19 protein-coding genes and 2 pseudogenes are annotated in these 20,641 nt (G+C 60.7%); 10 read left to right on the top strand and 11 right to left on the bottom strand.

All coding sequences use genetic code 11. The features are described from left to right. On the bottom strand, positions 1 to 244 hold a 244-nt coding region (locus NKJ72_RS29840; protein WP_352479813.1), incomplete at its 3' end, for a GntR family transcriptional regulator. Between the two features lie 221 nt (positions 245 to 465). Next, complete coding sequence (locus NKJ72_RS29835) at positions 466 to 693, bottom strand: hypothetical protein (RefSeq protein WP_352480618.1); 228 nt, start codon at positions 691 to 693, stop codon at positions 466 to 468. 372 nt (positions 694 to 1,065) lie between these two features. Here NKJ72_RS29835 and NKJ72_RS29830 point away from each other — a divergent pair, with 372 nt between their 5' ends. Continuing rightward, positions 1,066 to 1,533, top strand: a complete 468-nt coding sequence (locus tag NKJ72_RS29830) for a hypothetical protein (protein WP_352480617.1) — start codon at positions 1,066 to 1,068, stop codon at positions 1,531 to 1,533. Between the two features lie 85 nt (positions 1,534 to 1,618). Here NKJ72_RS29830 and NKJ72_RS29825 read toward each other — a convergent pair whose 3' ends face one another. Next, positions 1,619 to 1,873: a hypothetical protein gene (locus tag NKJ72_RS29825; RefSeq protein ID WP_254818584.1), complete on the bottom strand. Its 255-nt coding sequence runs from the start codon at positions 1,871 to 1,873 to the stop codon at positions 1,619 to 1,621. 450 nt (positions 1,874 to 2,323) lie between these two features. Here NKJ72_RS29825 and ligD point away from each other — a divergent pair, with 450 nt between their 5' ends. Beyond that, the gene (gene ligD / locus NKJ72_RS29820; protein WP_352480616.1) at positions 2,324 to 4,117 is read left to right on the top strand and encodes a DNA ligase D; all 1,794 of its coding nucleotides are present in this window, start codon (positions 2,324 to 2,326) and stop codon (positions 4,115 to 4,117) included. Positions 4,118 to 4,541: 424 nt separating this feature from the next. Here ligD and NKJ72_RS29815 read toward each other — a convergent pair whose 3' ends face one another. Continuing rightward, on the bottom strand, positions 4,542 to 5,105 hold the full coding sequence (locus NKJ72_RS29815) for a GGDEF domain-containing protein (protein ID WP_352480615.1): 564 nt from the start codon (positions 5,103 to 5,105) through the stop codon (positions 4,542 to 4,544). A 1,278-nt stretch (positions 5,106 to 6,383) separates the two neighbouring features. Between NKJ72_RS29815 and traG the strand changes: the two are divergent. The 4 genes and pseudogenes from traG to NKJ72_RS29795 form a co-directional block, all read left to right on the top strand. Continuing rightward, positions 6,384 to 7,799, top strand: a pseudogene (traG, locus tag NKJ72_RS29805) (IncP-type conjugal transfer protein TraG); the annotation flags it as partial. After that, a pseudogene (locus NKJ72_RS29800) lies at positions 7,793 to 9,214 on the top strand (transketolase-like TK C-terminal-containing protein); the annotation flags it as partial. The pseudogenes traG and NKJ72_RS29800, both read left to right, overlap by 7 nt. Before the next feature lie 205 nt (positions 9,215 to 9,419). Then, the gene (locus NKJ72_RS31075; RefSeq protein WP_502901918.1) at positions 9,420 to 9,770 is read left to right on the top strand and encodes a hypothetical protein; all 351 of its coding nucleotides are present in this window, start codon (positions 9,420 to 9,422) and stop codon (positions 9,768 to 9,770) included. Positions 9,771 to 9,856: 86 nt separating this feature from the next. Continuing rightward, a complete protein-coding gene (locus NKJ72_RS29795; RefSeq protein WP_352480614.1) occupies positions 9,857 to 10,312 on the top strand; it encodes a Ros/MucR family transcriptional regulator in 456 nt (151 codons plus the stop codon). A 130-nt stretch (positions 10,313 to 10,442) separates the two neighbouring features. Here the strand turns inward: NKJ72_RS29795 and NKJ72_RS29790 are convergent, their stop codons facing one another. From NKJ72_RS29790 to NKJ72_RS29775, 4 genes are all read right to left on the bottom strand, one after another. Beyond that, positions 10,443 to 10,616, bottom strand: coding sequence for a Fic/DOC family N-terminal domain-containing protein (locus tag NKJ72_RS29790; protein ID WP_352480613.1), 174 nt, complete (start codon positions 10,614 to 10,616; stop codon positions 10,443 to 10,445). A 206-nt stretch (positions 10,617 to 10,822) separates the two neighbouring features. After that, complete coding sequence (locus NKJ72_RS29785) at positions 10,823 to 11,896, bottom strand: Fic family protein (RefSeq protein WP_352480620.1); 1,074 nt, start codon at positions 11,894 to 11,896, stop codon at positions 10,823 to 10,825. Between the two features lie 1,056 nt (positions 11,897 to 12,952). Further along, the gene (locus NKJ72_RS29780; protein ID WP_254818635.1) at positions 12,953 to 13,240 is read right to left on the bottom strand and encodes a hypothetical protein; all 288 of its coding nucleotides are present in this window, start codon (positions 13,238 to 13,240) and stop codon (positions 12,953 to 12,955) included. 356 nt (positions 13,241 to 13,596) lie between these two features. Continuing rightward, the gene (locus tag NKJ72_RS29775) at positions 13,597 to 13,830 is read right to left on the bottom strand and encodes a hypothetical protein (RefSeq protein ID WP_352480612.1); all 234 of its coding nucleotides are present in this window, start codon (positions 13,828 to 13,830) and stop codon (positions 13,597 to 13,599) included. A 252-nt stretch (positions 13,831 to 14,082) separates the two neighbouring features. Here NKJ72_RS29775 and NKJ72_RS29770 point away from each other — a divergent pair, with 252 nt between their 5' ends. After that, a complete protein-coding gene (locus NKJ72_RS29770; RefSeq protein ID WP_352480611.1) occupies positions 14,083 to 15,000 on the top strand; it encodes an NADP-dependent oxidoreductase in 918 nt (305 codons plus the stop codon). Between the two features lie 489 nt (positions 15,001 to 15,489). Here NKJ72_RS29770 and NKJ72_RS29765 read toward each other — a convergent pair whose 3' ends face one another. The 3 genes from NKJ72_RS29765 to NKJ72_RS29755 form a co-directional block, all read right to left on the bottom strand. Continuing rightward, positions 15,490 to 15,993, bottom strand: coding sequence for an SRPBCC domain-containing protein (locus NKJ72_RS29765; protein WP_352480610.1), 504 nt, complete (start codon positions 15,991 to 15,993; stop codon positions 15,490 to 15,492). Positions 15,994 to 15,996: 3 nt separating this feature from the next. Continuing rightward, positions 15,997 to 16,614, bottom strand: coding sequence for an NADPH-dependent F420 reductase (locus NKJ72_RS29760; protein WP_502901919.1), 618 nt, complete (start codon positions 16,612 to 16,614; stop codon positions 15,997 to 15,999). A 163-nt stretch (positions 16,615 to 16,777) separates the two neighbouring features. Beyond that, positions 16,778 to 17,674 (bottom strand): LysR family transcriptional regulator, encoded by an 897-nt coding sequence (locus NKJ72_RS29755; protein ID WP_352480608.1) that lies wholly within the window; start codon positions 17,672 to 17,674, stop codon positions 16,778 to 16,780. Between the two features lie 294 nt (positions 17,675 to 17,968). Here NKJ72_RS29755 and NKJ72_RS29750 point away from each other — a divergent pair, with 294 nt between their 5' ends. The 3 genes from NKJ72_RS29750 to NKJ72_RS29740 all read left to right on the top strand — a co-directional run bounded on the left by NKJ72_RS29750 (position 17,969) and on the right by NKJ72_RS29740 (position 20,164). After that, the gene (locus NKJ72_RS29750; protein WP_352480619.1) at positions 17,969 to 18,718 is read left to right on the top strand and encodes an SDR family oxidoreductase; all 750 of its coding nucleotides are present in this window, start codon (positions 17,969 to 17,971) and stop codon (positions 18,716 to 18,718) included. Positions 18,719 to 18,828: 110 nt separating this feature from the next. Next, a complete protein-coding gene (locus tag NKJ72_RS29745; protein WP_352480607.1) occupies positions 18,829 to 19,326 on the top strand; it encodes an SRPBCC domain-containing protein in 498 nt (165 codons plus the stop codon). Positions 19,327 to 19,369: 43 nt separating this feature from the next. Continuing rightward, on the top strand, positions 19,370 to 20,164 hold the full coding sequence (locus NKJ72_RS29740) for an SDR family NAD(P)-dependent oxidoreductase (protein WP_352480606.1): 795 nt from the start codon (positions 19,370 to 19,372) through the stop codon (positions 20,162 to 20,164). Positions 20,165 to 20,641 lie beyond the last annotated feature (477 nt).

Genomic DNA, 20,641 nt, shown 5'->3' with positions numbered 1-20,641 from the left:
TGCCATCGAAGGTGACGAAAGAGCCGATGCCGACTTTGGTGGTGATCAGCCCGCGGCTAGACAGTTCCTCGAGACCCTTGCGCACCGTGTTGCGGCTAACAGAGAAACGCTGGACGAGCTCGTTCTCGCTTTGCAGCCGGTCGCCGAAGCCGAGAACACCGGAGCGGATTTCATATTCGAGGACGGTGGCGATCTGTTCTGGCTTGCCCGTGCCGGGAGACAGTTGAACCGAACGCCGCTTCATATAAGTACCTGTTCAATGAGCCTGTATAATCCTGTTCACATCACCGCAAGCTTGTCAACGAGGTGACGAATCGCGGTCACTATGCAAGCCGTTTCTAAGCTGGTCGCCCCAGTCGCGTCCCCTGCATTCCCCGATGTATGCAGTAGGGACGAGGGCCTCCTTGAGGCAGATTTGTGGCTGCTTTGATCAGTTGTGACGGCGCCCCGCCCGCGGCAGAATATTTAGCCTATTCGACTGCCGCCCGCGCCGGGTGGATCTATCTTGACCAGACGTGCTCTGGCCTCGGCCACTCGCCGTTGTGCAGACCTAATCCTCCCGCACAGCGCGATATTAATGCCGACGCCGCAGCTTTTGTTCAGCATTTCTTTTGCACGCTGGAGAGACAGCTCCGCTCGTTTAACGCCCTGCCTGGCCTTGGCCAGCTCGATGTTCAATAGATCGACCATCATTCCGGATCCGAGAAGTCCCTTCGGTTGTTAACCGGCCCTGGTCGCATTGGTTCCAGTCGGATCGGCAAAGGCTTGGACGCGAGGACACGTAAGCCATGGGTTACCGGCCAAGGCAGAAAATCTTGCCGTCGATGCATGCGGCGGCGTCTGGCTGGGCCAGCCGCAGCTCATTAACGGCGGCTCATCGCAAATGGCCAAGGTGATGGCCGAGTATGAGTTTGGAGCAGATCGGCGTTAAGCTGCCTGTCGTGCGGCGCCGCCCGTGTCTACGACTGCACAGGTTGCCGATGCTAAGTCGCCTTGGCAAAAAAATCTGCGACCGGGATCCGGCAGGGTATGGACCGGTATATTACTCGATCCTAATTAAACTCCATGAGCCGTTTGCTGCTTAGCTTCGTCTCGTTGTTATTTTCCACCATGCTTCTTTATGCGCAAGAGTGGCAGCCCTTCGGCGTGAAGCAGTTTGGCTTTGTATTCGATGTGCCCCCTGGCTTTGTTCTGACTCAGCGTTCCGACCAGGGGGCAGCTTTTCAGGGCAAAAACGGGGCCTTTCTTGCTGTTTGGGGCGCAAGACTCGGAAAGGCCAGTTTCCGCGCCGAGATAGAGCATCGAATTGTCGAGGACGAAAAGGCGGGCTGGAAAGTGACCTATCGGCGCGTTAAGCCGACTTGGGCCAGTTATTCCGGCCTCAGGGACGGGCAAATCCGCTATGTACGCGTCATTGCGATCTGCAATGACCGTGCGGCGCTCTTTACGATGAACTACAGCAGATCCGAAAAAATCCCGTACGATCCGATCGTGGTGCGAATGGTGCGATCCCTACGGGCGGAAGGTTGCTAAAGTCAGATCAACAAGCGCGCAGCGACGACTGAGATTTGACGGCCGGTCTCATCCGCTCATAAGTGACAATCACCTGGTTCGGCAGTCAGTTTTCGCTTCGCCGAGATGCATCCGTGCTCTTTCCTGGCGGATCTCCCCTGCCGTCCAACCGGCTCCGGCCGGCCGACCGCCGGAGGGCCTTGATGGCTTCCGCAACCCCCGTGCGATCGTTGTCATTGGCCCGGATCAGGTCGGGAACCTGGTCCACGGCAATACCATTCTGCTGCGCGAAATGCTCCACGTCGAAGTCTTGGCTGGATCCCAGGCGGGCTCGGTCGCGTGTGCTCTTGTCGTCGCCCATGTGGTCCTCCTGGTGGAGCTTCGGATCAATGGCAACGCGGGCAAGCAGCTTTCGTTGCGCTTTTTACAGCCCGCGGCTTCTGGATTGTTTGCTGGTCCGCCGCTATCTTGGGCCTGCGTTCGCCCCATTCTGCCTCCCATCGGTTACTAGGAGCCAGGAGAATTGTGCGATTTAGCTCATCTGAGACGCTTGCGGATCTGAGCTCCTGAGAGAGCAGTTTAGTGGCTTAGTGGCGTCACTAGTTCGCCGTGACGGGCGGTCGCTGCCAGGCTGGTTCGCCGGCCTCCGAAGTGAACTCGCTGATCGTGGCGGCCCGGGGCGGTTGTTGCGGTCATGAAAGGATTGCCAACTTAGAGAAAATGCCGACGCCAGCCTGAATCCGCAATTTGTTTCGGAACCGATTCGAACCAGCGATATTGATTCAAATCGCAGCGTTTGGAGTGCGCGTGGATGCTAACCGAGCTTGGCCTTGGCCGGCTATCGTTCATTGAGTTCCAAATGCCAACGTTGGTCGACAAGCCGCCCAAGGGCCGCGGGTGGACCCACGAAATCAAATACGATGGATACCGTACGCAGCTGATCATCCAAGAGGGTAGGGTGCAGGCCTTCACGCGAAACGGCTACGACTGGACCGACCGATATGGACCGATCGTCCGGGCTGCGGCCCAGTTAAAGACCACGGAGCGGGCCATCGTTGATGGCGAAGCGACAGTGTTTGGCACCACAGGACGTCCTGATTTCCAGGCGCTACGTCGCGAACTTGGCAAGGCTGAATCGACGAACCTTATCTTCCACGCATTCGATCTCCTCCACCTCGACGGCAATGACCTGCGGGACGTTCCGTTGCTTGAGCGCAAAAGGACCCTGCAACGTCTCCTGAAAGGCGCACCGCCGGCCCTGATCTACGTTGATCATCTGGAAGGCGACGGCCCGACTGTGTTTGAGCACGCTTGCGAAATGGGCCTTGAGGGGATTGTTTCGAAGCGTGCAGATTCGCCTTATCGCTCCGGTCGGCAAGACAGTTGGCTCAAGCTCAAATGCATCAAGAGCGACAATTTTCCGATCGTCGCCTTCGTCGAGAAGCTGGGTGCCAGGCCGCGCAGGATCGCCTCGCTTTACCTCGGCCGCAGAGATGGAAATCGCGTCCACTACGCCGGCAAGGCGCAGAGCGGCTATAGCCTTACCGATGCACGCGAAGTGCGCGAGCGCTTGGACCCGCTAATCGTCGACAAATCTCCGCTCGCCGAGCCGATAGACAAGCCCAAGGCGACGTGGGTGCAGCCGGCCGTTGAGGCCGAAATCCAGTATAGCGGCACCACCGATGACGGGCTGCTGCGCGAAGCGGTGTTCAAGGGCCTGCGCGACGATCTGAGCCCGCCGGCCGGCGCGTCATTGGTCTGCAAGAAGCCGCCGTCCAATGAAAGTTCCGGCGTCCCGCGCGAGAACATTCTACAACTGCTGCCCGACGCCATGGTGCCATCGAAAGAGGAGCTGATCCGATATTGGAAGAAGGTGGCGAAGAAGGCGCTCGTCCATCTCGGCCGGCGGCCGCTCAAGCTGGTTCGCCACTCTCACGGGATCACCTTCTATCACAAGGGCAGATTGCCCGACATTCCGGATACCGTGCACCAACTGCGTGTTCAGAAGCGCGAGGGTGGAGAAGGCGTGAGGCTGTGGGTCGATGATCTTGATGGGCTGCTTGGCTTGGTGGAAATAGGCGCTGTCGAGTTGCATCCCTGGAACACCACCGTCGATGATATCGAGCATGCCGACCGGGTTGTCATCGACCTGGATCCTGGCGAAGGCATCGAATGGGAGATGATCGTCGAAACGGCCCTGAAGGTCCGGGACATGCTGCGTTCGGAAGGACTCGATAGCTGGCCGAAGGTGACCGGCGGCAAGGGCCTGCATGTGATGGCGCCTCTGCAGGCCGTGATCACCCACGACGACGCCCGGCAGTATGCCCGAAAGCTGGCACAGCAACTGGTCAGCAAGCACCCCGATCGCTATCTTTTGTCGGCTGCGCCGTCGGCTCGTTGTGGGCGCATCTTTCTGGATTACCTCCGCAACGGCCGCGGCAACACAGCCGTCGGCGCTTACTCGCCGCGAGCCCGTTCAAGCTTTCCGATAGCCGCTCCAGTCACATGGACACAGGTCGAAAAGGGAATTCTGCCAGACGCGTTTACGTTGGAGAGTCCATTTCGGCCGGCGAAAGCCGCCTGGGCCATGCGGAAAAACCGATAGCAATCGCGAAGTGTTAGTCCCATGCGAAGGCCTTAACCGCCGGCGTCACTGCGGCTGCGGCAAGCGTCATTGGGGGCCGTTGGGGTAGATGCCAAGAGACGCCGGCCCAGCGGGTTGGGGTCCGCCGCCTGGAACAATAGCGGGTTTGGAAATTCGGGTAACTCCGTGATTGCGGAAGACGAGCCTTTGCGATCTCGTCCGTTTCGCTCTTCGTCTATCGAGCGCACGCGTCAGGGAAGCGTTCTGTCCAACCACTCCCGCAGGACGATGCCAAAAGTTCCCCCTTGGCCATCCTCATTCGGGTTGCCCTGTGGGACATACGAGGTGGCTCAGCCGGTGAGACAGCATAAAAGGTCGCGAGGAGAAGGCGGCCACCTCCGCAAGCTGCTCGCCAGCGCCATTGATCCTATTAGGAGGCTTTAAACTATTCTTGATACACGACGCGGTCTCGTCCTTCCGACTTGGCCCGGAAAAGCGCCAGGTCGGCTGCATTGATGAGATCATGTGGCGTATGGGTCTCATTGGGTACCGTCGTTGCAACACCAACGCTTATGGTCACCCGCTCGGACCCGTGCGGAATGCTCAACTCCCGCACGCTCTGGACGAGCCGCTCCGCGACGGTGCCCGATTGCGCCAACGAAGCGTCGACCATCACAACAACGAACTCCTCGCCCCCATATCGCGCAGCGAGATCCGTAGAGCGATTGCAAGTGCTCTGGATCACACCGGCGACCTGCTTCAGCACCTCATCGCCCGCCATGTGGCCAAGGGTCTCATTATAGCGCTTGAAGTGATCTGCATCGATCATCAAAAGCGACAACGGACTCTGCGTGCGGACTGCGCGCTTCCATTCCGCCGCGAGATACTCATCGAAGTAGCGCCGGTTTCCGAGACCGGTAAGGCCTCGCTTGGCCTTGAATTTGCTGTGCCTGATCGAATGCGGGGATTCGTAGCTCGGGGTGGAGAGGCTGACGCGGTCATCTGTCACGCGCCTCGGACCGTAGCGGTAAGCGCAATTCCGTCTCCAATGCCCATTCCCAGCGCCGAGGGACCAGCGGCTTGGCTGCGGGGGGGACTGTCAGCTAGAGGCCGCTGGGCCTCGACGACCAGCGAGCGTAAGAGGAGGCCCTGTGCTGGCTGACAAAACTTGCGCGCTGGGCCACGGAAAAGCATCATTCGAACGAACACTTTCGTCGAGACGAGGAAGGGCAGTGAGCCGGTCGCCGGCGCTTTGAAGCTCTCCGGCAAGCCATGGCGGCGGCTGTGCGTCGACAGAAAACGCCGGATCATTCCCGGCGCGGCCGAGCTGACGATTCCTTGATCGGCATTGCACCAGAGCGCCCCGCGTATTGGATTCACAATCTGAAGTCCCGGCAAAGTCCTTGTCTTTATCCGTTACCACCACACACTCATTCGCACCGGCGACGGCAGCGATGATCATGTCGAGTCCGCTGCGCGACTGGCCGGCCGCTTTCCCCTCTGCCGTCAGCCGTACCCAGATCAGCCCGGCCCTGTCGTCGAGGATACGGCGCGCAAACAGCGCCTTGCGGCCCTTCGGACCCAGAGAGTCATTTCTTGAGTGCGTCGCGCTTGTTGCCCCGCGGCTTCCCGCGGCGGTTTTCAGCAACGGTGAGCGAGGCGATGAACAATCCTCGTCGCGCTGGCTCGACATCCATACCAGGAGCGATTCCGGGTAGCGCGTCACAGGTCGACCTTACGCCGTTCTTGACGAGGCCGCGCTAGGTCGACTTCGGAACGAACAACAGGGGATGCAAGCCCTGAGGTACCGCCTTTCTGAGGGGCTCTCCAGAAGTCGCTATTTTGGTTGATGGCCATGCGCAACCGGTCGGCGTCAGCGCCGCCTTCAGCCAGGCGGTTGACGGAGCGGATCAGCCCAGATCGAGATCCCGGCCGACCACCTCGAAGCGCGCAATGCCTCGCTCGGTCAGGCGTCTCCTGTAGTCATCGATTGCGCGCCGTGAGGACTCTTGTCCATTTGGTCGTGTGGAAAATCCGTGTTCTCCAAGAACCGTCGAGGCGTCAGATGCCGTTTGAAGCCGAGACAACTAACTATCATTGGGCGACTAGCGGCTCAACGGCTCCGGAAGCAAGCAGCCCCCGATGCTCGTTCAACATTCGAAGCCGCAGCGAGCAAGTCTTTCCACGTCCGGGTACGCCCTGCTGCTTCGACCGCTCCTTTTGTCTTGCGGATTCAGGAATTCGAGCTTTTGGGTTGTTTCCGATCATCCATTTGGGGAAACGACCGATGCCCGCGAGCAAGGTTTTATGGGGCCAGGTCCTCACCGTCTTTCTGATCGTCATCGCGACAACATGGGGGGCGACACAGTGGACGGCAGGGCGGCTCGGCTTTCAAAGCCAACTCGGTCCACCGTGGTTCGAACTGGCTGGACAGCCCGTTTATCCGCCGCCAGCCTTTTTCTGGTGGTGGTTTTTCTACGACGCCTACGCGCCGGAGGTCTTCCTCGGGGGCGCGGCGATTGCGGCGAGCGGAGGCCTCATGGCGATCGCTGCAGCGATCGGGATGTCGCTGTGGCGGGCGCGCGAGGCAAAGGACACCACGACCTACGGCTCGGCGCGCTGGGCGACGCGACACGAAGTCGAGGCCGCTGGGATGATCGGTCAGGATGGAGTGGTGCTGGGTATGTTGGACCGACACTATCTGCGTCATAACGGTCCGGAACACGTGCTATGTTTCGCACCGACCCGCAGCGGCAAAGGCGTCGGCCTGGTCGTGCCGTCACTACTGACCTGGCCGGGTTCGGCGATCGTCCACGACATCAAAGGCGAAAACTGGGAACTGACGGCCGGATGGCGGGCCCGCTTCGGCCAGGTGCTTCTGTTTGATCCGACCAATGCTGGATCCGCAGCGTACAATCCTCTGCTGGAGGTGCGACGCGGCGAGTGGGAAGTTCGAGATGTGCAGAACGTAGCGGATGTCCTGGTCGACCCAGAAGGCACATTGGAACGTCGCAACCACTGGGAGAAGACCAGCCATGCGCTGCTGGTCGGCGCCATACTGCACGTGCTCTACGCGGAGAAAGACAAGACCCTCGCTGGCGTGGCGAACGTCCTTTCCGATCCACAGCGGCCAATCGAGACAACGCTGCGCGCCATGATGCTGACGCGGCATTTGGGCGACGCCGGTCCGCATCCCGTCGTGGCGTCGGCCGCACGGGAACTGCTTAACAAGTCCGAAAACGAACGCTCGGGCGTGCTCTCGACGGCCATGAGTTTTCTGGGCCTCTACCGCGATCCAGTTGTGGCCAAGGTGACCTCACACTGTGACTGGCGGATCGCAGACCTCGTCGAGGAGACACGGCCGACGACGCTCTATCTGGTCGTGCCGCCATCGGACATCAGTCGCACAAAGCCGCTGATCCGACTGGTGCTTAACCAGATCGGCCGCCGACTGACGGAGGATCTCCACGCGAAGGATCACCGACAGCGTCTTTTGATGATGCTGGACGAGTTCCCCGCGCTCGGCAGGCTCGATTTCTTCGAAAGCGCGCTGGCCTTCATGGCCGGCTATGGCATCAAGTCGTTCCTGATCGCACAATCGCTCAACCAGATCGAGAAGGCCTACGGACCGAACAATTCCATCCTCGACAATTGTCATGTGCGGGTGAGCTTCGCCACGAATGACGAGAGGACAGCCTGCCGCTGGCCGGCCACAAAGACAATCATGCCGGGCTGATGACCAAGGATCAGATGGCAGCCTTTCGCGCTTCGATGTCAATCGGTGAGGGGCAGGAGTGGGATCCCTTCGAAGGCTTGGATATCGGCAAGGTTGATCTCCGACGCTTCCTCGATGCGGTGCCTTTCGCCGCGAAAGGCCGACGCCGCCGACACGCCCAGCGCATCCTCGTCCCCGATCGTCTCGGCCCGGAAGCCAAGGGCAGCGTTTCCACCCAGGTCGGCTTCGGCAGAATCCTGGATGAGATTGCACGGACCGGCGGGCCGCTTGCCGACGCGATCGTCACGACATCGCCCGATGTCACCGTTTCAACCAATCTCGGCCCCTGGGTCAACCGGCGCGGCCTGTTCGCGCGTCGCTCGCTTGCCGACACGTTCCGCAGTGAACGCATAGCCTCGGCGCAGAAATGGGAATTCGGCCCATCTGGCCAGCACATCGAGCTCGGTATCGCCGAGAACAATCTATTCATCTTGCTGTCGGCGCTCGGGCTGTCTCATTCGATCTTCGGCAAGCGGCTGCTACCGGTCGGCACGCTCTACGATCCGTTCATCCAGCGCGGTCTCGATGCGCTCAACTATGCCTGCTACCAGGATGCGCGCTTCCTCCTTGTAGCCACGCCATCCGGAGTCACACTGGCGCCGGAGGGTGGCGCGCATCAGTCGATCGCCACCCAGTTGATCGGCATGGCGCAAGACGGGCTTGCCGCCTACGAGCCGGCATTCGTCGACGAGTTGGGCGTCATCATGCGCTTTGCGCTGGATTATATGCAGCGCGACGGCGACGCCGTGCAGTCGGAGCGTACCTGGCTGCGCGACGAGACCGGCGGCTCGGTCTGTCTACGGCTCTCGACGCGCCCGGTCGAGCAGATCATTCGTCCCATGGAGCCTGAGCTCGAGCAGGACATTGTCGACGGCGGCTATTGGCTGCGGCGTCCGGGTCCGAATGCCGAGGTGATCGTCGCCTATACAGGCGCCGTCGCGCCGGAAGCCATCGAGGTGGTCGGCATGATGGCCGAGGACCGTCGGGACGTCGGTCTTCTGGCCGTGACTTCGGCCGATCGCTTGAACGCAGGCTGGACGGCGGCAAGCCGCGCACGTGAGCGCGGCCTTGTTCATGCCAGAAGCCATGTCGAACGGCTGTTCGCCGACCTTCCAGCCCATTGTGCGATCATTACCGTCGCCGACGGCCACCCAGCGGTACTCGGCTGGCTGGGCTCGGTTTGCGGCCACCGCACGCGCAGTCTCGGCGTCGAGCACTTTGGCCAGTCGGGGACGATTGGCGACCTTTACCGCCACTTCGGCATCGACGCCAATTCCATCGCCACAGCCGCAGATCGCATTGCTGGTGGCCGGCCAATCCGCCACCTGCGCGCGCTGGATTGATGCTGTGAGTCGCCGTCCGGGATCGTCGGCGTAGCCAGCCGCCAATCGCGTTCGTGGCGAAGCGAGGGTAACTCGCCATCGGTGCTGCCAGACATCTGCACGAGCACCTGAAGCGGGAGATTGGCAACTCGGGTTCGCTAACAGCACAGCGCAATTCGTGTTCCTCCCGCACGGTTGACATTCCTCCTTCAACGTCAATGCTGCATTGCAACATGGCCCGAGTTCGGCACGAACGCCTGGCGCGCGGGGCGGACTGGTTCTCAACCTCCATGCGTCACTCGAAACAGGCGACAAGTTCGTGCTGCACGATCTCGCGCCAGGCTCCAAGGTGCGCAAGTACGGAGACGTGATCGGTCGCTTTGCAACTCCGGCCGTCGCAGGCGACCATGTCCATGTTCACAAACTTGAAAGTCTGCGCCGAGTTGAACCGCGCCCGCTTCGAAGCGCACGACGATGCCCGTGCGTGATGAAGTTGGGTCGATCGGCGAGAGCGGGCCGATCGATCTCCTTTTTTGGTTGGCAGGCGTCAGTGCACCGAAGTCGGCCGTTAGAGTAATCTGGCGTCAAACAATCGTTGTTTGCAATTGCGCAAGCCGAGTTTTCCCAATAGGAACGCCAGAGATCAACAAGGGAATGATTTTGATGGACGAAGCAATTTGGCAGAGAAATGCGGATCTTCTAGGACTGACAGCAGATATCGTCGCCGCCTACGTCCAGAGCAACGCAACGCCGGTGGCGGATCTGCAGAATTTGATCGCCAGCGTTAATTCTGCGTTGTCTGGCCTGGCTAAGCCGGTCGCTGCACCCTCACCAATACTTACGCCCGCGGTAAATCCCAAGAAGTCGATCTTTCCCGAATACATCATCAGCCTTGAGGACGGGCGCAAGTTCAAGTCGATGAAGCGCCACCTGGGCTTGCTTGGGATGACACCCGATGAGTACAGAGCCAAGTGGGGTTTGGCGTGGGACTATCCTATGGTAGCGCCCAGCTATGCGGCCCAGCGGTCTGCTCTTGCCAAAGCTGCCGGTCTCGGCCGCAAGGCGGGTGCCAAAACGCCGCCAAAGAAAGCACCAGCAAAGCGCAAGGCCAAGGCCTGACAGTGCATGACAGTCGGGCCAGGCCATCAGGTCTAGATGGTCTTCGCGACAGAGTTGTTGCGTCGGTCTCCGGCGCGGCCGAAGTTCTGCTGAGAGATTGGCCGAGGAGCGCCTGACCTGGTTGCCGGACTCATTGGCGAAGCGAACAGCCTACGGTCGTGGTGACGATGTTTTCGATTTCCGAGCTTGCCTGGGCTTCAAGCGGAGGCATCGAGTTGATCAGGACCGCCTGGTTGGGAATGAGCTGTCCGGACACGCACAGTTCCGCCAGTGCTGCTCGCGCCGCGATGCAGGCCTTCAGCACCGCCCTTGTCTCCACATCCTGGCGCGGAGGAAGGGGCGGGAGGTCGCTGTAGGGGCGAAACGGTCGGCCAATCCCCATTCGATCAGCATGTCGGGCGGGATATGTCCTCGACAACGACATGTCGTCAAATCATAGAATCGCAATCCATTGACATAATTGGGCGCCGCAAGCGGCCCTCCCGATGCTGCAACTTGCTACAATTCCACTCAACTGAAAGACAGTGAGGGCGGTTTGGGAACATTGACTTCGGCATCGGTGAAGAGATTCGGAAACAGCCGTTCCCTGAAATCGAGAGGAAAAGCGATCCGCACCGGTGTCTTCGGAGTGTCAGACTTCAGGAAACCGCGGTCGACGAGATCCGATAGCGTGTTCCGTGCCGTGCGCTCGGATGTCTTCAGCACGAAGTTAGCATCGCCGCGGGGCAGCCTACCGTGCCGCAGTACTGCCGCCACCAGATCAGGTGCCCGTTTGTCGTCGACGAGATCCTTCACCAGCGCGCGGTAGCGAGCCTCGAGCCGTCCGAGGTCGAACATCGCGGTCGAGAACCGCACCTGGTCGAGCGCGACTGTCAGGAACCATTCGACGAAATCCTTGAGTGCTGATTCCGAAAGATTTCCTCGGCCGTCGCGGTCGCCCTGTCTTGGGCTGTCGGCGTGATCCATCATGCGCTTGTATTCGCCCCGATCCTTCAGTCCACGAGCGAGACCACGAGATATCGACCACAGGCCATTGCCGCCGATCCCGGCCTTGAGCGCCATGGCGTGAGACATCAGCCGACTGACGCGGCCGTTGCCGTCTGGAAACGGGTGGATGTAATTGAGGCGATGATGAGCTGACGCAATCGCGATGATCCGCAGGCTGGCCTGCCTTTCGGCCATCGCAAACCGTTTCTGGAAATACTCCATAAAGACCACCATCCTGTCAGACGATGGCGGCTGATGGCGCCCGACAACGACATCATGATCTGCGGACAACCGAAACTCGCCGGGCACGATCTCGGCGGCCTTGGTGCCGTCAGGATTGTCGATGAACCGGAATTCCTTTGGCATCCCGTCGTAAAAGGCACGATGAACCCACCGGATGAAATCGATCGAAGTCGGGCTCGGCAGTTCCCCACGCAAACCGAGACCATCAATCACCCTCTGAACTTCGACGTGGGCCTTGGCCTCCAAGGCGAGAGGGCGGCGTTCGGGATCAATCTCGGCTCCGGCCAATGCACTCTCGATATCTCGAGGTCGGGTGTTGTGGCCTTCGATCAAGTTCGAATAGTAAGAATTCATGACGCGCACGAGATCGGCTAGTTCGGCAGCCGATTCCGGATGCAGGCCTCGGCCGAGGTCATCGGCGGCCTTCTGCAACTCGATCGCGAGATCTGCCAGGACGGTCGGTACCGCGTCGCCAAAAAACAGTGGCTCGATGCGGGCTGGGGTTTCAAGCATTATTTGCCGATCTCAATAGTTCTCAATTGCCTGCAATGTAAGGCATTCGAGACCATAAGTCAGCATAATTGCCGATATTGATTGCCGATCTCTCTTGCCGATGCCGGCCGCCGATCGGGAGGCGAACCCGAAATGCCTCAAAGGTCGGCCGGGCAGGGCGCGACTGGAATTACCGATGACCTCAGTGCCATTGGGCTGAGTTGCTCGTTGGTCGGCGCAGAAGGATGTGCCGGAAGGCAGCGGCCTGCCTCCGAGTTGCTCTATGCCTCAGTGGGGCGCGTGAACGCTTTGCTCTGCTAAGCAATTTCTTGGTGGCTCCATCTTGATTCTCGCTACGCCGCTGAAAAGGGCTTGCCTCGCACAGTGTCAGGCACCGCTTCTGTTCATCCAGAGGCAGGGGCTTTCGCAACGATGTCCTCGGAGCATTCCGCATGAGTGCCCGGCACGGGATCGTTTGCGTCGGCTGTTGCTGGGGCTCAAATTCTTCTTTTCGTCGGAGGCTTCATGAATCGCACTGTAGTGCTGACGGCCAAGCCGTGCAGCCGCATCACATATCTTGCGCTTTCGGCGAGCGGGGGCTCGCCGTCCTCCAGGGGCGACGCGCGCAGGAGCGCAGATCATGGCCTCGTTCGAGGCCGAGGAGAAGCAGCGGGTGTTGGAGCGATGTGGAGCACCCGAGCGTATGCCGAAAGGTCGTGACTCATGCGCAGTCCTCCGTCTGCGCCGCCCAGGGCGTGCCGCAGCACCGTGATCTCTTCGCACCCGGTCGCATCCCGCGCTGGGGCGCCTCGCTCCGATCGGAGCAGATCCCGCCGGCTTTTAAGGCGTGTGGGCCATGCCGGCGCGCGCGAAGATGCTGGACAGATTCGAACGACCAGGAGCGATTCGTACCCGATTCTATGTTCCTTTCACGACTCTCGGCTTAATCGGCCGGCGGGATTGGGCCGCGCTCTCGAGTGTCAAGGCCAACCGCTTCTCGTCCTCGATGGCGCGATCGACTGCCTCGATTTCCTCTTGGAGGACCTTCAGCTCGACTCCGTAGCTGGAGCCGTCGCTGTCGCCAATTTGAAAGCCACTTGCCCGCATTGCGTCGCGAGTATGGTGCACGTTACGGACTCCTTCGCGTCGAGTCGCGACCAGAATTTCCCTGAATTCTCTAAGACGTTCAACGTGATTGCGAGCCATTTGCGTTCTCCTATTTCGTCGTCATCGTCGCTGAAGGCGATTCAGCCCGACAAAAACCTACGGCGCAGAAGGTTTAAGCGCTTCTAAGAGATACGCTCGACAGAGCATGAATGCGGAAGGTCAAATTTGAACGTCTTGCAATAGTTTGAAGCACGGCAGCTGGAGAGACGCTTCGACTGAGCGCCTCTGCTGCTCGGCGCTCTTGCTGGTTCCTCCGGCTTCAGGATTGCGAGGGTCCACCTGTGAGCGTGCATGGTCTCATGTCTGGTAAGCGGCGCAGTCACGACTACAGTTGGCAAATCGCCGGATTGGCCCATCACTCCCAACGGCGCGCCTGAGATCGCCCGCGCTCGGTTTTATTGGTCCGAAAACCTCACGCTCACGCCGCGCTGCCGAAAATAAGCCTGCATCAACTTGCGGCCCGAGCGATTGTTCTGCGCCAACTTGGTCGGATTGAACACCGCCTGTTTTATCCCCTCTCGTGTGAGCGCTGCCTTGAGCGTCGCGATACCTGCGTCGATGTCGGCATTGCCCGCCCGGAGCGAGGCATAGATACTTTCGGTCGCCTCGGCCACGGTCAGTTCGCTCACAGATGTCGTCCTTTCGTACAGGGCGGCGGCTTAGCATGGATTCGCGGCTCGCCGATACCGATGAGACCGTCATTGGAATCCTGTCGGCGGCGCTGAAGTAGCGGTATTACTCGACCGGCGACGACGGCGTGCTGCGGTTCGGCGTGATGACATACCTTTATGGGGACCTAGTCTAACTGCGTGAGAGATCGAAAAGACCCTCCACGCCAGCAATTTACCCCGAACCAACAAATCACTGAGGAGACAATTCCCATGAAAGCGATCGTAGTGACGGACCAGGCTGCAGGAACGGCCGGAATGAAGCTGGGGCAGCGGCCCGAACCACAGGCGGCAATAAACGATGTCGTCGTACAAGTTCATGCGGCGGGATTCGTCAACACCGAACTGGAGTGGCCTTCGACCTGGGCCGATCGGGCCTTCCATGACCGGACGCCGTCGATCCTCGGCCATGAGCTGGCCGGTGTGGTCACGGCCCTCGGCTACGGCACCACGGGGCTTTCGATCGGTCAGCGGGTGTTCGGCCTCGCCGACTGGCATCGCGACGGCACGCTCGCTGAGTATGTCGCCATGGAGGCACGCAATCTCGCACCGCTGCCCGGCGACGTCGACTTCACGGTTGGCGCAAGCTTGCCGATCTCCGGCCTGACCGCGTGGCAGGGACTGTTCCAGCACGGCCGCCTTCGGGCGGGGCAGAGCGTTCTCGTGCATGGCGCGGCCGGTGCCGTCGGTTCCATGGTGGCGCAGCTTGCAAGGGAGGCCGGAGCTTATGTCATTGGCACCGGACGCGCCGCCGACCGCCAGAAGGCGCTCGACTTCGGTGCAAATGAATTCATCGATCTCGGGAATGACACCCTGGAAGAAGTCGGCGGTGTCGATCTGGTGTTCGATGTCATCGGCGGCGATATTCAGAAACGGTCCGCAACGCTGGTCCGGGCCGGAGGAACGCTTGTGACAGTCGTCGGACCAACGGATATTCGACCTGCAGATGGCCTGACGGTTGACTTCGTCGTCGAGGCTGATCGAGCCCAGCTTTCGGAGATAGTTCAGCGGATCCGGGATGGACGACTGCGGACGAACATCGGCAAGGTCTCGAGCATGGATGATGCCGTCGCCACCTTCAACTCAACCGAGCGACGCACGGGAAAGACAGTCATCAGTGTTCGTCCGTAAGAACTCGGGGAGAGAGGGCGGTTCCTCTCTCCTCGTCTACTCCCATCAGCAGGATACCATTAGCAAGATAATTGCCTCGGCCATGCCCGTCTTCGTCGCTTAGACTCTCCGTGTCGCGATCGGTGTATTGGCGCTGTTCCCCTCCGCGAGGCCCCGCAATGGCTGCAGGACTACCGCGACGACGTCGGCGCGCCGGACCTCCAGTCGGCCGTGTCGGTGAGCGCAGGGTGGAGCGTCTTCGCGATGGAGGACGGAGCGGTCCACAACACCTACCGCCGCTATCCACCGCTTGTGGGGCCGCCCTCCGCGCCGTTGCTCGAGTTCGTGCCAAAGCCGTGACATCCGCAACTTGCGCGCCTTTCTTGGCGAAGCGGGCATTCGCCAATAGAGAGCGTGTCATGCAAGCACGTGACCGCTTCTTATCGCGGGGATGTTCCTAAGGCGGACGCCCTAAAATCAGCCGCGAGCGAAGAAGACGCAGATGCGGAATTAGCGCGCCGTCCTCGCCGCTTCCGCCTCGGCAGCGCGAGCAAGGTCTTCGACCCACTGCTGATGATAGCGGTAGAGCCCACCGGGGTGCTTGTGTCCGAGCACGTCGAGGAACCAAGGGCCCTGCTGCGTCTCTTCCGTCAGCACATGGCAACCCGTGTCCGTGGGAGTGATGACCCAACCGTGATAGGCGGTCGAGCCGGTCTCGTCGCCGTCGACCACCGTTTTCCACGCGAGCCTGTGGCCGGGCTCGCACTCCGTTACGACAAGGCTCATCGGAAATCCAACCGTCACCCGACTGAATCTGGCTCCGAGCGCCAGGTTAGGCTCACCGGTCAGGATCTTGACCTGATCCTCAGGAGGAAAGTAGCTCGACCAGTTCTCGGCGTCGACCAGCAGCTCCCACACCACTTCAGGCGGGGCTTTCACGTCAATGTCATTGAGCGCGTAGATCGACGAAATCTTCGGGTCGAAATGGTCAGGCCATTTTACACGATCATACATGGCTCAAGCCTGCTTCTTGAAGAGATCTTTGAAAATTAAAGGCGCCCAGGTGTTTCCTCGCGCCTGAATGAGCAGCCCACCCTCTGCGAGCCTTCCAAGGTTGACCGGTGCATAGCCGAGTTGCTCGACCAGCGTGGACACCACAGGAAGGGCGCTGTCATTGTCGCTGGAGAGAAAAACCACTCGCCGCCAGCCGTCGATGGAGGGCTCCTGAGCAAGGACGCCTGCAGGCAGGTGGTTGAACGCCTTGACAAGCGCGGCAGCGCCAAACGCCTTGGCGACCACGGCCGAAGACGGGAGGCTGCCCAAATCGCTTGGTGAGACGCCGTAGGCGTTCGTCACATCGATAATGATCTTGCCCCGCCAGTCCTTGGCAGTGTTCGCAACCTCCCCGTGCGCCCAGAACGGAACAGCCAGCAGGATAATGTCGGCCTTGATCGCTTCGTTCAGGGAGCTGGGGATGACCGTGGTTCCGATGGCCGTTGCGAGCGGCGCGAGCGCCTTGGGCGCACGTGTGCTTGCTATGGCCACTTCGATACCCTTGCGGGCGAACATTTTCGCGAGCGCCTGACCGACAGCCCCGGCGCCTATGATTGCGTAAGTCATTTCATATCTCCAGATCGGCGAATTGCCGGTACGTTCTGGAGCTTAGCTAAGGTCGTGGAGCCTCAACCGGGATTGGCGATTTCTCGACATCGGTTATGCATCGGCGCACCATTCGCGGATTGATCGCGCCTCGGCGTCCCAATGGAGGTCGACATCCGTGGCCAGGGACAGTCGCTCGTCATTCGCTGGAGTCGGGTTGTCCCGCCAGTAGTGGCGCGTATGCGGCGAGCCTGCGCGATATAAACTCCATGAACAGCCGCACGCGCTTGGTCTTACGCGTTTCGCCGTGTGTGAGGAGCCACAACGTTCCGAACATGCGCTGGGTGGTGCCCGGCACCCTCGCCAGCAGCGGGTCGCCATCTCCGACGAAGCATGATAGCGCCGCCATCCCGAGCCCTTGGCGCACCGCGAGAAGCTGGGCTACAGCGTCCGTGGCCCTGAATGGACCCTCGGCGGCGGGAACCTCACCACTACGCGCCCAGTCCGAGACGCCATCCCAGTTCCTCACGACCCACCGAATGCGATCAGGCGCCCCGGCACGCCACGCGGCAAGCAGATCACGGGACATATAGACGCCTCCGAACAGTTCCGGTCCCTTCAGGCCGTGAAGATTGGGCGGCAGGGTATCGCGGTCGTAGACGACACGGATTGCGACGTCGGCCTCTCGGTTGGTCAGATCCACCGGCGAGTCGATGGATAGTATCTCCATCTCGATCTCGGGATGCAGACGTGCGAAGTCGGCGAAGTCCGGCATGAGCAGGTGTGTCGCGAGTGGGGGCGGCAGTGTCACTCGCAGAAGCCCGCCCACGCCCTGGTCGCGACCGAAGACGCGCGTCTCCAGCTGATTTGACGACGCCTCCATCTGGACAGCGAACTCGAGGACTCCCTCACCCGCATCCGTGAGACGATAGCCTGAGGGCAGCTTCTCGAACAGGTACGCGCCGAGGCGCTGTTCCAGTTGGGCAATGCGTCGCAGCACAGTCGAGTGATTTACCTTGAGGCGCTCGGCGGCGGCCCGAACCGAGCCTTCGCGCGAGATGGCAAGAAAGTAGCGAACGTCGTCCCAGTCGATCATGTGGTGCAACCTTGCACCGCAAGCTGCGGTGTTGAAACACGTATTAAATAGCATGAATGGTGCGAACCTCTTCGTCGACCCCACAATTCCAGTTTCGCTGCAGCTCCCATACCTCGGCAATCGGCTATTCTGCGGCATTCGCAGCCAGTGCGAACACCATCGCTTGGGGGCAGGCGGTGCGCCAACGCACAGCCGCTGTCGAGAAATCGTCAATCCCGCCTGAGCGCGTTCGATCCCATTTGGTTGCGAGGGGGCGAGATGATCGTCGACCCTGGACAAAAAAGGAAAACCGGAATGGGCCGACTTGATGGGCGAATAGCCGTTGTCACCGGTGCGGCAAGCGGCATCGGCCTTGCCACCGCGAAGCGGTTTGCGGCCGAGGGCGCAGTAGTCGTGATGGTGGACCAGCACGGCGAGAAGGTTCGACGTGCCGCGCAGGCGTTGGGGCGGGGCCTGGATCCGGTCCTCGCCAACATCACGAAGATGGCGGATCTCGCTGCTCTTCGCGACCACGTCGCCAAGACCTACGGCTTCGCCGACGTGCTGTTTGCCAATGCCGGCGTCGCTACGTTCGCGCCGGTCGGCGAAGTGAGCGAAGAAGCGTTCGATCGAACCGTCACGACCAATTTGAAGGGCACATTCTTCACCGTGCAAACGCTGTTGCCGGTGCTCCGCGACGGCGCCTCAATCATTCTCACGTCGTCCGTGTCGGGCTCGAAGGGCGCTCCGGCTTTCAGCGTCTACTCGGCCACCAAGGCTGCGGTCCGCTCCCTCGCGCGGACCCTCACCTCGGATCTGAAAGCCCGTCATATCCGCGTAAACGCGCTCGCCCCCGGGAACACCGAAACGCCTATCGGCATAAACGCCGGTCTGTCCCAGGAGCAGAGTGATGCCTTTTTCGCGCACACTGCCCTCGACACGCCGCTGGGCAGGAACGGTCAAGCCAACGATATCGCTGCGGCCGCGCTCTACCTCGCGTCCGACGACAGTTCGTTCGTGACGGGCATCGAGCTGACCGTCGACGGGGGCTTCGCGCAGGTGTGAGCCCGGGCCGCTGGCGCTGAGGGGCCGCCGCTAATTTCGGCATCGGCCGACCACTTCGCGCAGGCAGGTACGGCACTTTTTTCGTTTTTTGTCCCAACACGGAGAACAACATGTTCGAGGCAATCAAATGGCCGGCAGACCTGACGCCCAGCCGATCCCCGATCCATTTCACCAACGAACTCGAGGTCGAGGCCTCTGCTGAAACGATCTGGTCGTTGCTCGTGGATCCCGCAGCTTGGCCTAGTTTCTACCCGGGCGTCGAACACGTGCAGTTGCTTGATGGGCACGAATCGCTTCGCCTTGGCACACGGTTCGAAACCAACCTGGCCGGCCAGGACGTCTTCGCGTCAGTGCAGGAGTTCGAGCCCATGACGCGCATCGCGTGGGGCGGCTACCCGAAGGTGGCGGTGACTTCGAAGGCCTATCACGCATGGATTATCACACCCACGGCGAATGGATGCCACCTCTGGACCGAGGAGACGATGCAGGGCCCGTTCTGGATCGAATTGGGCAAGAAAGCCCCCGATGTTTTTTGGCGCACGCACGAAAAGCTCCTTGAGGATCTCGCCAAGGTCGCAACCGAACGCACTGCCTCACACATCAACTAAAACAGCCGTCGCTGTCGCAGTCCGAAATTGAAGGAATAGACTCATGAATATCGATCTTAAGGGCCGCAAGGCCGTCGTAACGGGTTCCACGGCGGGCATCGGGCGCGCCATCGCCGAAGGACTGGCGCACGCGGGCGCTTCGGTTGTGATCAACGGCCGCGGCGAGGAACGCGTCGCCACAGCGCTTCGCGAGATTCGCGAGCTTTTCCCACAGGCTGATCTGACGGGCGTTGCAGCTGACCTGGAGACAGCCGAAGGGGCCCGAGCTCTGTTCGTACAGGCGCCCGATGCGGATATCCTCGTCAACAATGTGGGCACAGCGCGCCCGAAGACTTTCTTCGATCTCGCCGATGACGACTGGCTAAGCCTCTTCCAGCTCAACGTCATGAGTGGCGTTCGCGCCGCACGCCACTATGTGCCGAAGATGACAGCGCGGGGTTGGGGACGGGTCGTATTCATCAGCAGCGAATCCGCCCTCAACGTCCCGAAAGAGATGATCGACTATGGCATGACCAAGACGGCGCAACTCGCCATATCGAGGGGGCTTGCCGAAGCGGTCGCCGGAACGGGTGTGACAGTTAACGCGGTCCTCCCCGGCCCAACGAGGTCCGAAATCCTGTCGAATATGATGAATGAGCTGGCGCACTCGCAAGGCATCAGCCAAGAGGAAGCGGAGCAAGTGTTCTTGACGACGATGCGCCCGACAACACTGATCAATCGATTTGCGACGACCGAAGAAGTTGCCAACATGGTTGTCTATGTTTGTTCGGAGCAAGCGTCAGCGACGAGTGGCGCCGGTCTGCGCGTCGACGGCGGTGTACTTCGGTCAATCGTCTAAAAGTGTACGGATTATAAACCGGCTTCCCTAGCGCGAGTCGACGTCGCCTCACAAAGACGAGCTATGCAAGCATGCGTCCAACGGAGCATCGCCGAGAATGAGCCTGAGAGTGGAGGCTGGGAGGGGATCGGCGGCTTGTGACAGCGAAGCACCTGGGCGCGGTTCGGGCCGCCCTGAGTGGCCTCATTCGGGAAGCCCTGCCGTTCGCAAGGCCGCTGCCAGCGCGTCCATCAAGTACGGCCGAAACAGGTTAGTTCTCACGTAGCCGCCGACCGAGAAAGCAGACACCGCAAGCGAGGACTCCGGAGGTCGCGGTTGCGCCCTTAAGCCCCGCCTGGCCGACCAGATAGAAGATCGCATTGGCCTCGCCGCCCGGCATCGTCTCGCTGAACTAGAGCGGTTCCTGATTTGACGGAATCGAAGGGGATTCCCGATCAGTCGGTTCTGTGATTCAAGATGCTGGCTGGAGTGGAGGCC

Origin of the sequence: Mesorhizobium sp. M0045 (assembly GCF_040323385.1) — a bacterium.
In the GTDB taxonomy this organism is placed as follows: domain Bacteria; phylum Pseudomonadota; class Alphaproteobacteria; order Rhizobiales; family Rhizobiaceae; genus Mesorhizobium.
The sequence above is the reverse complement of the archived record's forward strand: the minus strand, read 5'-3'. Positions and strand labels throughout refer to the sequence as shown.